Source organism: Pseudomonas sp. D47 (assembly GCF_045447305.1).
Classification (GTDB): Bacteria; Pseudomonadota; Gammaproteobacteria; order Pseudomonadales; family Pseudomonadaceae; genus Aquipseudomonas.
In genome coordinates this window covers 114,696-127,463 of record NZ_JBJGXU010000011.1, presented here as the reverse complement: position 1 = coordinate 127,463, position 12,768 = coordinate 114,696, and the positions used below count along the sequence as shown (strand labels likewise).

Annotated in this window: 11 protein-coding genes; 8 read left to right on the top strand and 3 right to left on the bottom strand. The window is 56.4% G+C overall.

Features of this window, described 5'->3' with window-relative positions; translation table 11 throughout:
* Positions 1-50: 50 nt before the first annotated feature.
* From ACI77I_RS10705 to ACI77I_RS10680, 6 genes are all read left to right on the top strand, one after another.
* Positions 51-1,151, top strand: a complete 1,101-nt coding sequence (locus ACI77I_RS10705) for a hypothetical protein (RefSeq protein ID WP_406997459.1) — start codon at positions 51-53, stop codon at positions 1,149-1,151.
* Between the two features lie 335 nt (positions 1,152-1,486).
* The gene (locus ACI77I_RS10700; protein WP_406997458.1) at positions 1,487-4,720 is read left to right on the top strand and encodes a hypothetical protein; all 3,234 of its coding nucleotides are present in this window, start codon (positions 1,487-1,489) and stop codon (positions 4,718-4,720) included.
* 565 nt (positions 4,721-5,285) lie between these two features.
* On the top strand, positions 5,286-5,981 hold the full coding sequence (locus tag ACI77I_RS10695) for a hypothetical protein (RefSeq protein WP_141240556.1): 696 nt from the start codon (positions 5,286-5,288) through the stop codon (positions 5,979-5,981).
* A gap of 219 nt (positions 5,982-6,200) precedes the next feature.
* A complete protein-coding gene (gene mpl / locus ACI77I_RS10690) occupies positions 6,201-7,550 on the top strand; it encodes a UDP-N-acetylmuramate:L-alanyl-gamma-D-glutamyl-meso-diaminopimelate ligase (RefSeq protein WP_406997457.1) in 1,350 nt (449 codons plus the stop codon).
* Positions 7,547-8,176 (top strand): flavin prenyltransferase UbiX, encoded by a 630-nt coding sequence (gene ubiX / locus ACI77I_RS10685; protein WP_094951235.1) that lies wholly within the window; start codon positions 7,547-7,549, stop codon positions 8,174-8,176. The genes mpl and ubiX overlap by 4 nt, the downstream gene beginning before the upstream one ends.
* Positions 8,169-8,453 (top strand): YceK/YidQ family lipoprotein, encoded by a 285-nt coding sequence (locus ACI77I_RS10680; RefSeq protein WP_094951236.1) that lies wholly within the window; start codon positions 8,169-8,171, stop codon positions 8,451-8,453. The genes ubiX and ACI77I_RS10680 overlap by 8 nt, the downstream gene beginning before the upstream one ends.
* A gap of 128 nt (positions 8,454-8,581) precedes the next feature.
* On the opposite strand, the gene ACI77I_RS10675 is transcribed toward ACI77I_RS10680, so the two are convergent.
* The 3 genes from ACI77I_RS10675 to ACI77I_RS10665 all read right to left on the bottom strand — a co-directional run bounded on the left by ACI77I_RS10675 (position 8,582) and on the right by ACI77I_RS10665 (position 11,532).
* Positions 8,582-9,223 (bottom strand): oxidoreductase, encoded by a 642-nt coding sequence (locus ACI77I_RS10675; protein ID WP_094951237.1) that lies wholly within the window; start codon positions 9,221-9,223, stop codon positions 8,582-8,584.
* A gap of 29 nt (positions 9,224-9,252) precedes the next feature.
* Positions 9,253-10,971: a C13 family peptidase gene (locus tag ACI77I_RS10670; protein WP_263274047.1), complete on the bottom strand. Its 1,719-nt coding sequence runs from the start codon at positions 10,969-10,971 to the stop codon at positions 9,253-9,255.
* Positions 10,972-11,076: 105 nt separating this feature from the next.
* Positions 11,077-11,532: a MaoC family dehydratase gene (locus ACI77I_RS10665; RefSeq protein ID WP_034117724.1), complete on the bottom strand. Its 456-nt coding sequence runs from the start codon at positions 11,530-11,532 to the stop codon at positions 11,077-11,079.
* Between the two features lie 156 nt (positions 11,533-11,688).
* Here ACI77I_RS10665 and ACI77I_RS10660 point away from each other — a divergent pair, with 156 nt between their 5' ends.
* Positions 11,689-12,042, top strand: coding sequence for a CidA/LrgA family protein (locus ACI77I_RS10660; protein WP_094951239.1), 354 nt, complete (start codon positions 11,689-11,691; stop codon positions 12,040-12,042).
* On the top strand, positions 12,039-12,755 hold the full coding sequence (locus tag ACI77I_RS10655; protein ID WP_094951240.1) for an LrgB family protein: 717 nt from the start codon (positions 12,039-12,041) through the stop codon (positions 12,753-12,755). The genes ACI77I_RS10660 and ACI77I_RS10655 overlap by 4 nt, the downstream gene beginning before the upstream one ends.
* The last annotated feature ends 13 nt before the right edge of the window (positions 12,756-12,768 follow it).

Below are 12,768 nucleotides of genomic sequence, written 5' to 3'. Positions count from 1 at the left end.
TGGAGGAAATGGATGGCTTCCTAATGTAAATCAATCATTAGGTGAATCATATGAACGTTGTAAACTCTACCGTGTGGCCGTTGTCTTTCGCTCAGCAGCAGTCGGCCCCTGAGCCTGCGAGTAAGCCAGCACCACAGAACGTATTACCTTCAGCGTTAGATGTTGCCCATGACAGCGCTGCAAAAAGTGTTGGCCGGGATATCGCTGCTATAGAGTATGAGATGTTTGCTGATGAAGGTGATCGTTTCAGTCGAGAGGGACGTGGGAGGCTAAGCAAGGTAAATTTTATTAAAAAGAAAAAACCGCTGGCCCCAGACGGTAATAAGAATCCGGATGTTGGAAAACTACCAGACGCTGACGCAAATAAGCCTGGAAGTTCCGGGGCGGGTGCATTTGATAAAGACATTGCCGCGGAGCAAACTGGGTTTAAAGTCGAGAGCGACCAACTCGGAAAGTTTGAGTATGAGAAGATCACCATCGTCGAACCCGCCTCTGTACATTTGTCTGTGCCCAACGCAAACGTGAATGGCAAAGCCATCTCGCCGTTTTCCTCGGACACGTTGAAGAAAGCAAAAAAAGAGTTTGAAGAAGCCACCGCTACCCCTGACGCAAACAAGGCAGAAAAGACCGCGTCGGAAGACGTCAAAGCTGACGCCGATGAAAGTGTGACACCCGAAAAGAAGCTCTCGGATACTAAAAAGCTCATCATCGTGCTAGGCGTCCAGTCGGCAGTAACAACGGCGGTTGCCGCCATCACTAAGACGATCGAAAAGCATTTGGGTGACGATATCTCCGCTAAGTTTAAAACTACGCTTGCCGACACAAAAATTATCGATCAACTTCAGATCGATGTTTTTGACGCCGTGAATATACTGGCTGGTCTTCAGAAGGGTGGTAAGGAGATGAAGCCAGACTTTCAGTGGGCGCTTAAATCCGACGCAGAGCGTATGACGTCGCTTGAGTCTATAACTATCCACCTTGAGCGTGGTTTTGTAGAGATGGCCAAAAAGGTTGGCGTTGACTTCTCGTGGGGCGATTCGCGTATCGAAGAACCCTCCGTCGAGGGGCGCGCAAAAAACATTGAAGGCAGGCTGGCGGTTATGGCCGATCTTACTGCTGAAGTCACCAGAAAGCTCAACGCTCTAGCGTAGTAAGGCATGCGCCTGAGCTTTTTTAACGCCTGACCTGCCTCTTTGCAGTCAGCGGCGTAAAGCTGTTCCCAAAATGCTGTTGTATTCGAAGAGGTCGTGTGCACGCGACGCCTTTGGATGCAATGGCGTTTTTTTTGGGCTACGAGTGGCGGTACTTAATAAAGAGGGCGTTTGAATATCGCTGTGGGCATTAGCACTGCTCAGTGATCAGATGAATGATTTTCGGGGGTTAACATAGAAGTGTCACACACGGTGTGTTTGCGTGTTCGCGAGGAACTGCTTCATCGCAGGTGCCCACTTAAAAAGAGTGCATTATCTTATCTGCGAGGTGTTAAATGACGAGTGTTTCGGGTTTTAACTCAAGACCGATCTTTCCACTTCATGTTTCAGCGTCGGTTGAAACGGTCGCCCTACCTGCCGTGAAGACCGCCCCGGCGGACACCGATAGCAATGCAGTTCGAAGTGAGCGCAATGCAGGGCTGGCTGATAGCCCTGACCGTCGCGCACGTGCTGATGCTCAAGTGGCGAAGTCCTTCGCACGAGCATTGGCTACACGTTCCTATCAGACCTCAATGGCGCCGCCCAATGTTGAGGTTCCTCTACAGTCCACACTTGGGCGTTGGCGCACACAACTCGACAGCGCGTTCAAAGGCCCAGGGTTCTTGGCGTGGGCGAAAGAACAGGGGCTTGATACAAGGCACTTGAAACTGCATCCCGCCCGTGGGGAGCTCTCCGGTATTGTAGATGGCAAGGAACAAACCTTTTCCTTAAAGGACGATTCGGGCTGGTCAGATATTTCTCGAACACTGTTGTCAATTGCCAAAGCGATCGCGCCCGAATACGGGCAAGCGTTTAGTTACCCCTGGCCGGACGGCGAGGTGCCCCTGTACACAGTGGGGCGATTTTACAATAAGCCTATAGACCTCTCGCCTGCGCAGGCCGTTGAGCACCGCAAGCGTTTAGCGGAAAAAGCGCTGTTTGAATTCGCGCCTGTGGCCCATGCGTCGCTGCGATCTGCAGAGGCGATAGCGCAGCAGCAGAAGTCGTTGGGAGAGGATGCTAATCGTCATGCACTGATTACTGCGCTGAAGTCTCAGGTAGACGATGCAAATGGGAAAATCGACCTGGATAAAGTCAACGTCCTCATTGACTCACGCTCTGGCCGGTTTGCCCGCGAGCAGCGCCGGGAAATGAGCGTCGCGCAAATCCTCAAGTTGGAGGGGAATAATGTCCCCATCAACAGCAAGCAGGCACAGGGCATGGCGCTGGCCCTATCCTTTGATCTTGCCCATCGGGCGCCACAGTTGGATTCTGGTGGGGTAAGGCCGGTGGTCGGATTGTTAGGCGCTACTTCACTGCGCAAGATGCGAGCAGTGGTCGATGAATGGAAGACGCGACAAGTGCCCCGGGTTTCAAATCCTCAATCAGAGGCAGCAACGGGCAGTTTATTGCGTATGTTGATTAGCGCGATCCCTGCGCCTACCCGGCAGGCGATGGCCCAAAACCCCGCGTTAGCACGGGAGCAGCTCATTCGGTCACCTGAGGCGCAGGCGCTGGGTCAAAATATACAAAAAAGGCTCAAGATACTGGAGACGCCAACCAGTGCGATTGAGAGTGTGAATGCCGCGCTTATACAAGAACTGGACCCGGATGTAGGCAAGTCGCGCTTCAACGTGGCCGGCTATAATCTGTATGACAAAAACAATGCGGGTGCCTCACCTGCCGAAATTGTTAAACGCTTTACAATTCATCTTGAAAGCAGGGTGGGCGTCGAAGCAGCACCTGTTGCCGCGCAGCTATTATTATCGGCTGCTGCCCCTGAGTTCCTAGTAAGAGACATCCCCGCTAATATTATTTATGGCTCTCATACGTGGGCAAATTTCTGCATCGAGGCTTTACGTATCGAGCAACAACTGCCTGGGGCGTCAGCCAACATGACGTTCAGCCAAATCATGGCTTATGGTGGGGCTCCACTCATCTCCTTGGAGAGCGAAGATCAGCTAAGTGCCGCATCGGGCAACCCTATTATTGCCTGGGGCCTGGCTAATGACGTGATCGACAGTAAGCCCAACCACGTATACGCGTACGCGGACATCAAACGTTCACAAGACGCGTTAAATAAGCAGCAAGAAGAGCTGGAGTGGGCGCGTGCAGCGTTATTGTTGCCGGCAACGACTCGAAAAGAGTTGGCGCTGGCTGAGTTGAAACGGGTTTTTCCAGACGTGGACCCGACAAAGAACGTGTTGCAGTCTCCCGGGGTAAAACACGACCCGGTCTCTCTGCTTGATATTTATATGAGTGGGCCGATTGAGCCGGATAAATGGATGTCGCTGAATAATAAGGACCTTCCTTGGAATGCGTTAAAGTCGCGCTTGTCTGAACTTATTCCCGATATCAATAAACCCTTTGATGAAAAATTTCAGGAATACAAAAAAACCCATGAAAGTGCGTGGGCTATTCAGTTCAAGTACCAGCTTTCGCTGTTACCGTTGGCTGACAGAGAGCGCATAAGGCAGTCGAATATCAGTGTTATGGAAGTGTCTCGACCCTTTCTCGGTACACAGCTTGAACCGTCACATTCTCTGTTTCCCCGACGTATCCCTCGCCTCCCGACTGCGCCGGAGTTGGAGGCGTTAAAAGGGAAGCATGGTTTGCTCATGAAGGTGCAGAGCCAGGACGGATCGGTTGACTACTATAGTTACTTTCCAGCCCTAGGGAAACTCATCAAGGAACAAGGTTTTCCCGGCGATCAAAACAACGCTAACGACAGTGCCTATTTTGGCGGGAGCTCCAAAGGTCGGGTTGCCGGCACGTATAATGTATATAAGCAATATGGTGAAGTTGATAACGTACAGGATCAACCACGTGTAGACGGTAAAGTGCCAGGCGCTTATTTTTCCGGGCGAAATGGCTCGCTGGGGCTAGGGGTGGGTAAGTTTTTTACGAAAGATTATGAGGCGCTTAAGTCAGTGGCGGCCGAGGTCACCGCGCTTGAAAAAGGGCGCGCCTATGATGAAAAATTAAAGGGTTTTTTTCTTGGGCTTATTCCCTTTTATGATGGCATTCAAGATGCGATCAAGGGGAATGTCTCAGGGGCTGTCTTTAATATCGGTTTCGATATTTTGGGGTTCATCCTTCCTGGGCTCAATACTGCGCGTAAAGCGTACAGGGCGGGTAAGTCGGCGCCTCATGTCATCAAAAGTTTTGTTTTTGCCGGTGTCGGTGCCTCTGTGGGGTATACGGATGCGGTTGATATCGCGAAAAACTTGAACCGTGGGGCAAGTGCTGGTTATAAAGACATTAAATATCTGCTTAATCATGGCGACGAGGTACTGTCTCGATTGAAAGGCCATTATCAGCGCTATGATGTGACAAGGGTTTACAAGGAAGGTGATATTGTTAAAGGGTTTTATCGGTCGGAGACTAATAATTTATTTATCCCCGTGGTGGCTGTTTTCAAAAAGAGCGCATGGTATTCGTACAGTATAATCACGAATACACCCTTTGGGCCTCAGTTAGCACAATTTGGTGTAGTGAGCGCGCTGGAATCTCTGAAGGGAAAGTCTTAGGTCTCGTATAAAGCAGCCTAGCGTGCGATCCCCCTGTAACGGTTCGTATCGCAATAAGAAAGCGCTTGTTAACTGGCTGAGTATACACCCGCTTTGGGTGTGTTTTTGGTAGGTGTGACGCGTCTTTATTATTGCTTAATTATGTGTCTGGTCAGGGGGCTGTCGGTGAGAGTGAAATATATTGTTGTTGAGTGTTTTGGAACGGGTTGAGTCTTTTATATCACGTAGTCTATGAAGGAAATGGATGACTTTCTAATGTCAAACAACCATTAGGTAAATCATTATGATATTTTCAAATGCATCCGTAAGGGCCGTCGCATTCTCGAAAATTGGGGACTTTATGAGTGGGGGGTGGACCCGGCGCGTCGAGTCACCTCCCGCTGTTAAGTCCGTTGATACTGCGAAGATAGGAGACGCATCAGGACCTAAGCCGGGCACTGGCAATGAGCATTTTGATCAGAACTTCGTTGACTCAAAAGTTGGCAGCTTCGCAGGGCCTGGGCACGCAAGTGGCACCCGACAGCCTGGAGACGTTGTCGATGGCAATGCCCACGAATCCCCAGGTTTGGATCAATATAAAGAGGCGCAACAACAAAAGTGGCAAATTCAAAAAGATGCTGAAGCTCGAGATAAATTATTTGCTCAGCCGGCGCCAGGTCAAGTGAATGGCAGGGAGGTTGAACCTTTTTCTTCGCATGCCCTGGAAGAGAACGCAAAGACCTTATCGAAGGCCAGCGGTGCGAAAGCCGACCGGGCGCTTTCACTCCAGCGTAAGGATATTGCAAAGGTCGCTGGAATTACGGCATCGATCACAGTGCCCCTCACGATTGTCGGGACATTTGGCGCCAACATTGTTCTCGAAGTCCTCAAGCCGCTCATTAATCCGCCAGCGACGCCTGCCACAGAACAACGTGTTATGGAAGGACGGGTGGTTGATCATAGTCAGAAGAGCGTTTTCCTATTACTACACTCCTTGGCTGTACTTCGTTCAGAAGAGTTTCATGGACCAAGCGTGGAATGGATATCAAAAACAAATGATGAACGTATGGACTACCTTGAGGAAATGCTTGACTACCTTGAGCCGGAGTTCGCTAAAGAAGCTCAGAAGCGAGATATTGCGTTTCAGGCAGCTTCAACGGGTGGGCAACTGGACGACATCAAAAGCCGAGCAGCGAGCTTGGAGCCCAGAATGGCAGCCCTCAACGCGACCATAGCCGCCATTAATAAGGCGAACGTGAAGAGTGAAACCGTATCGGTATAGGTCAATGTCGGTTTTTAATGCCTGAAGGGTGACTCAGGCAATAGGTATCCGTCCAAAAGCGCTGTTGTGTCGATGTGCGCACGCTCATATCGTACGCGGCAGCGCTTTCGATAAGGCTGACAAGGCTCGCAATTACGCCCTACGTATGAACGCCCCCACCTAAAGAGTGCGATTTCCTACTCCCTGCGCTAACCTGCCTCGATGTTTAAGAGGTCAACTATGCACATTCATATTCTCGGTATCTGTGGCACTTTCATGGGCTCGATGGCGGTTCTGGCCAAAGAGCTGGGCCACCACGTCACCGGCTCCGACGCCAACGTTTACCCGCCCATGAGCACGCAACTGCAGGCCCAGGGTATCGAGTTGACCCAAGGCTACGATCCTGCGCAATTCGACCCGGTCCCGGACCTGGTGGTGATCGGCAACGCCATGGTGCGTGGCAACCCAGCGGTCGAATACGTACTCAATAAAGGGTTGCCGTATGTCTCTGGCCCCCAGTGGCTGGCAGACCATGTGCTGCAAGGTCGCTGGGTGCTCGCGGTGGCCGGCACTCACGGCAAAACCACCACCAGCAGCATGCTGGCTTGGGTGCTGGAGCACGCGGGCATGAGCCCGGGCTTCCTGATCGGCGGCGTGCCGCAAAACTTCTCGGTGTCGGCGCGTTTGGGCGACACACCGTTCTTTGTGATCGAGGCGGACGAATACGACAGTGCGTTCTTCGACAAGCGCTCCAAGTTCGTCCATTACCGCCCGCGCACGGCGATCCTGAATAACCTTGAGTTCGATCACGCGGACATTTTTCCCGATCTGCCGGCCATCGAGCGGCAGTTCCATCACTTGGTGCGCACCATCCCAAGCGAAGGCCTGGTCATCCATCCGACCACCGAGCCTGCATTGCAGCGGGTGATCGAGATGGGCTGCTGGACCCCGGTACAAACCACCGGCGCGGGCGGCCAGTGGCAGGTCAAGTTGCTCAGCGAGGACGGCTCTAAATTTGAAGTGCTGTTTGAAGGGCAAGCCCAAGGCATCGTCGATTGGGGCATGACCGGCCAGCACAATGTCGCGAACGCCCTGGTCACCCTGGCGGCCGCGCGGCATGTGGGCGTGGTGCCGTCGATGGGTATCGCCGCGTTGAGCGCGTTTAAAAGCGTGAAACGCCGTATGGAAAAGGTCGCTGACGTGAATGGGATTACCATCTACGACGACTTTGCCCACCACCCGACGGCGATTGCCACCACGCTGGATGGCCTGCGCAAGCAGGTCGGTGACGCGAATATCATTGCGATAGTCGAGCCGCGTTCCAACTCCATGAAGCTGGGGGCACACCGCGATGGCCTGCCGGAAAGCGTCAACGATGCCGACCAGGTGGTCTGGTATGCACCGACCAATCTTGGCTGGGACTTGCCGGCCATCGCCGCGCTGTGCACGGTGCCATCAACCGTCTGCGACTCTATCGAGGGCATCATTAAACACGTCAAGCACCAGGCCAAGCCCGGTACCCATGTGGTGGTGATGAGCAACGGCGGCTTCGGCGGCCTGCACGGCAAACTGGCCGAGGCGTTGAAGTGAGCGGCCCGGAACGCATTACCCTGGCGATGACCGGTGCCTCCGGCGCGCCGTACGGCTTGCGCCTGCTCGATTGCCTGGTGCGCGAAGACCGCGAGGTGCATTTTTTGATCTCTAAGGCCGCGCAACTGGTGCTGGCCACCGAGACGGATGTCACGTTGCCGCCCAAGGTGCAGATGATGCAAGCTTTCCTCACCGAATACACCGGTGCGGCGGCGGGGCAGATCAAGGTGTACGGCAAAGAAGATTGGATGTCGCCCGTGGCCTCCGGCTCCGGTGCGCCGGCGGCGATGGTGGTGGTGCCGTGTTCCACCGGCACCTTGTCGGCGATTGCCACGGGCGCCTGCAACAACTTGATCGAGCGTGCGGCGGACGTGACGTTGAAGGAGCGTCGCCAGTTGATCCTGGTGCCGCGCGAGGCGCCGTATTCGAGCATTCACCTGGAGCACATGCTCAAGCTGTCGAACATGGGCGTGACCATCTTGCCGGCATCGCCCGGCTTCTATCACCAGCCGCAGACCATCGATGACCTGGTGGATTTTGTGGTGGCGCGGATTCTCAACCTGCTCAATATTCCTCAGGACATGCTGCCGCGTTGGGGCGAGCACCATTTGAGCAGCGATGAATAAGGCGCTGCTGGTGGTCTTGGTGCTGCAACTGACCGGCTGCGCCACGGCGCGCACGCTGGATGCCGCACAGCCCGGCGCGCCGGTGGTGTATGCCGGCACGCGGCTGGATTTGTATGCGATTAACGGCGGCTGCTGCGCCAAGGACCGGTTTGGCGCTGAGGCGCCGAGTTATCCACATGTAGACCTGCCGGCCAGTGCGCTGCTGGATACGCTGCTGTTGCCGCTGTCGTTGTTGACGGTGCTGGGTGTTGGGTTTAACGCCACGGGCGGGCTGTAGGTCAGCGGTGCCGCTGCCGGCCTCATCGCAGCGATGCGGCGACCCAATAAGCCAGCTCCCACATTTAGAATGCATTCCCCTGTGGGAGCAGGCTTGCCTGCGACTAGGCCCTTCCAATCAATGCAAAATCACTTGCCTAGCTTGCGTAGCTCATCCGACTCCACCACCCGCACCCCATCCTGCTCTTCCAGCGCCAGGCGCCACATGGCGCGGGCCAGTTCGCAGACTTCAATGCCGCGGTACTTGCCTGGAATCAGTCGCGACAACGGCCCGGCCAGTTGCTCGGCCAAGCGCGGCTCCAAGCGTTCACCCAGCAGCAGCGAAGGCCGTACGATGGTCAGTTGCGGCCAGTCCTGGGCCTTCAGCGCCTGTTCCATTTCGCCTTTGACCCGGTTGTAGAAGATCGAGGATTTCGGGTCGGCGCCAATCGCGCTGATCACGATCAGGTGCCGTGCGCCCATTTCCCGTGCGCGCTTGGCGAAGGCCACGACCATGTCTAAGTCGACGGCGCGGAAGGCTGCTTCGGAACCCGCTTGCTTGATGGTGGTGCCCAGGCAGCAAAAGGCGATATCGACCTGGCCGCTCAGTTGCGGCAGGAACACCGCCGGGTCGCCTACTGGGTTTTCCAGGTGCGGGTGTTCGGCCAGCGGCTTGCGGCTGGGCGCCAGTACGCGGGTCACGGTCGGTTCGTTGAGCAGGCGGTCGAGCAGGTGTTCGCCGGTCAGGCCGGAGGCGCCAGCGAGCAGGATATGTTGAGGTGTCAGGTACATGGTGTTTCCCCCTTGTTACACGTTACAGCTTAGTTGCCTTTGGCTTCCTTGCTATTCATTGAGACGCTTTCGAGCGCCTTTCGTGCCTGCTGTTTACGTAATAACTGCCAATGGGCGATCACGCCTTTGGGGGCCCAGATCTGCGGTTCGGACGCTTCGAAGTTATCCGCCTGTTCGCGTTCAGCGACATGCAGTTGGGCCAATTTGAAGGCTTGTTGCAAATCGTCAGTCTGGTTGAAGGCTTGTGCGAAAAGAGCGTCGCCGAAGTAGGTGAAGTCCGCTTCCTCGGAGCAGCCGAAGGACACGCGATCAGCGCGCGAGGCGGTCATGATCAGCGTGCGCTCATCTTTCAGCGCCGGGATAAACCCGCCGGAGTAGCAGGCCGAAATCACGATGATCTTGTCGCGGTTTTTCAACGGGGCGAGTACCGCCGCCAGCTCATCGGCGGGCAGGTCGGCCAGCTCCATGCGCGGTTGGTCGAGCACCAGTTCGTGTTCGTGGGTGCCGTGGCTGGTCATGTAGATAAACACCAGGTCTTGCGGCCCCGTGCGCTCGGCCAGGGTTAGCACGGCACGGCGCAGGCTTTCGCGGGTGGCCAGAGGGCGGTCGGCGATATGGTCGCGGTGGTTGACCAGGCGGATTTGCCCGCGCGCACCAAAGCGGGTGGCGAGCATGTTGCTGACGTAATCGGCTTCGCGCAGGAACACGCTTTGCTTGCCATCACCGGCCACCGCCAGGGTGTACAGCTCGACGGCGGGCGTGGAGGCGGGCACCGCGGCGAGGGCGGCATCCAGCAAGCGGCCTTGGGCCAGTACGCCGATCTCCAGCGGGTCGGGCAGTAGCTTGCCGTCGGCGTCGCGCACACGCATGCCATTGACCCAGGTGCCGGCCTCTACGGTGCCATCGGTCAGTACGAGGGTGCCTTTGCCTTGATAGCTGTCGCTGTCGAAGCCGCCGATGTAGAAGCTGCCATCGGTGAGGTTCAGGCGGCCTTCGCCCGTGAAGCGCCATTCGCTGAACTGGCCGACATAGTGGCTGCCGTCGACGCCGATCAGCTCGCCTTTGCCGCTGAGCGCGCCCTCCTTGAATTGACCGATCCACACGTCGCCGTCGGCGTTTTCATAGCGGCCTTTGCCGTTGAGCTGGTTTTGTTTGAACTGGCCGACATAGATATCGCCGTCGGCGCTGTTGAAGGTGCCGTTGCCTTCGAGTTGGCCATCGACAAAGTGGCCACTGAACTGGTTGCCGCTGTCGTCGTTGCGCTGGCCTTCGCCATTCGGCTTGCCGTGGGCGAATTGGCCCTGGTATTGGCTGCCGTCGGCTAACTCGAGGCGGCCGAGGCCGGAATACTGGTCGTCCTTGAATTCGCCGCGATAGGTCATCTGCCCCTCTTTGAGGGTGCCTTCGCCGTTGCGTCGACCGTTTTTGAAGCCGCCGACGTAGCTGCTGCCCGGGGTAGTCAGGCTGCCCTGGCCGTCGAACAGGCCTTGCTGGAACTGGCCTTTATAGACCTCGCCGTTGCTGCCGTGCCATTCGCCCTGGCCGTGCCACTGGCCTTTGTCGAACTGGCCGGCGTACCAACTGCCGTTGGGGTAGTCCACTCGGCCCTGGCCTTGCAGCAAACCATTGACCACATCGCCCCGGTAACGGCCGCCATCGGGCAGGCGCGCATCGGGCGGCAACAGCGATTCGCCGTCTCCGCAAGCGGTGAGCAACAGGGCAAGGGCAAGGGGAGCGAGTGGGCGCATAGCGGGATCCGGATAATTGAGCGCCGAGTATGCCGCAGCCGCAGGATTCATACATAAATTTACATACACTGTGGCAAGGTTTATCACCTCGCCACAGGCAAGGCCTTACACGAAGCAGAGTGACAGCGACTCGGCGATGTAAGCGGGTTTTTCCTGGCCTTCGATTTCCAGGGTGGCGGTGGCCTTAAATAGCCATTGGCCAGGTTTCTTCTCGGTGACGTCGGTCAGGGTCACGTTCAGGCGGACCTTAGAGTCGACTTTGACCGGCTGGATGAAGCGCACGCTGTCCAGGCCGTAGTTGACCGCCATCTTCAGGCCCTCGGGCATGATCAGGATGTCTTCCATCAGCTTGGGCATCAGCGACAGCGACAAGAAACCATGGGCGATGGTGCTGCCGAACGGCGTCTTGGCGGCCTTGACCGGGTCGACGTGGATGAACTGATGATCGCCGGTTGCCTCTGCGAACAGGTTAATACGCGCCTGGTCGATGGTGAGCCATTCGGAACGTCCCAGTTCCTTGCCGACATAATCTTTGAGCTGCGCTACAGGTACATAGGGCATTGCGACTCTCCTTGGTTCATCGTTTTTATAGGTGTGCGAAGTCCATGTTAGATCATCATGGGCAACTCACCCGGTCAACCCACCATGCTTTTGGCGAATGCCGAAGCATAGAGCCGGCGTGCTTATAATACGGGCGAGTTTTGAGGGGGATAAGGGATGCTGTTACGTGGCCTGACATGGCTGGTGCTGTTTCAATTGATCGGTACCGCGATCAACCATTTGCTGTTGCCGGTGCTGCCGGGACCTATCATCGGCTTGCTGCTGATGCTGGGCTTCCTGATCTGGCGCGGCGAAGTCGGCGAGCCCCTGAGCCTGGCCGCCAGCAGCCTGTTGCGCTATTTGCCGTTGCTGCTAGTGCCGCCAGCCGTGGGCGTGATGGTGTATGCCAAGGACATTGCCGCAGACTTCTGGGCCATCGTCGGCGCACTCGTGTTGTCGCTGGTGATCGCCATGGGCTTTGTTGGCGTGCTGATGCAGCAGATGGTCAAGCGCAAGGAGAAGGACCAATGACCTTCGACTGGCAGGGCGCATGGACAGCCGTCATTCATCACCCCCTGTTTGGCATCGGCATTACCCTCGGCGCCTATCAGCTGGTGCTGGCGGCATTCGAGAAAACCCGCTGGATCTTCCTACAACCGGTGCTGGTGTCCATGCTGCTGGTGATCGGTGTGTTGCTCAGCTGCGGCCTGACCTACGCCGAGTACCGCAAGAGCACCGAGATCATGGGCATCTTGCTCGGCCCCGCGACCGTGGCCCTGGCTGTGCCGCTGTTCCTGAATTTGCGGCGGATTCGCCAATTGTTCTGGCCGATTTTTACTACGCTGGTGATAGGTGGCGTGTTGGCAACCGGCCTGTGTGTGCTGCTGGGCTGGTGGTTTGGTGCCGAACACATGATGCTGATGACCATGGCGCCCAAGTCGGTAACCTCGCCGATTGCCATGCTGGTGGCCGAGCAGATCGGTGGTGTGGCGGCCCTGGCGGCGGTGTTTGTGTTGATCACCGGCGTGGTCGGCGCGATGATCGGCCCGGCGTATTTGTCACGCCTTGGCGTGCACAGCCCCGCGGCGCGCGGCATGGCCCTGGGCATGACCGCCCACGCCGTCGGCACCTCGGTGGCGCTGCAGGAAAGTGAAGAGTGCGGCGCCTTTGCGGCGCTGGCCATGAGTCTGATGGGCGTGGCCACGGCGGTGTTCCTGCCGCTGGCCGTGTCGGTGATTGTTTAAACCGGGTTTAAGG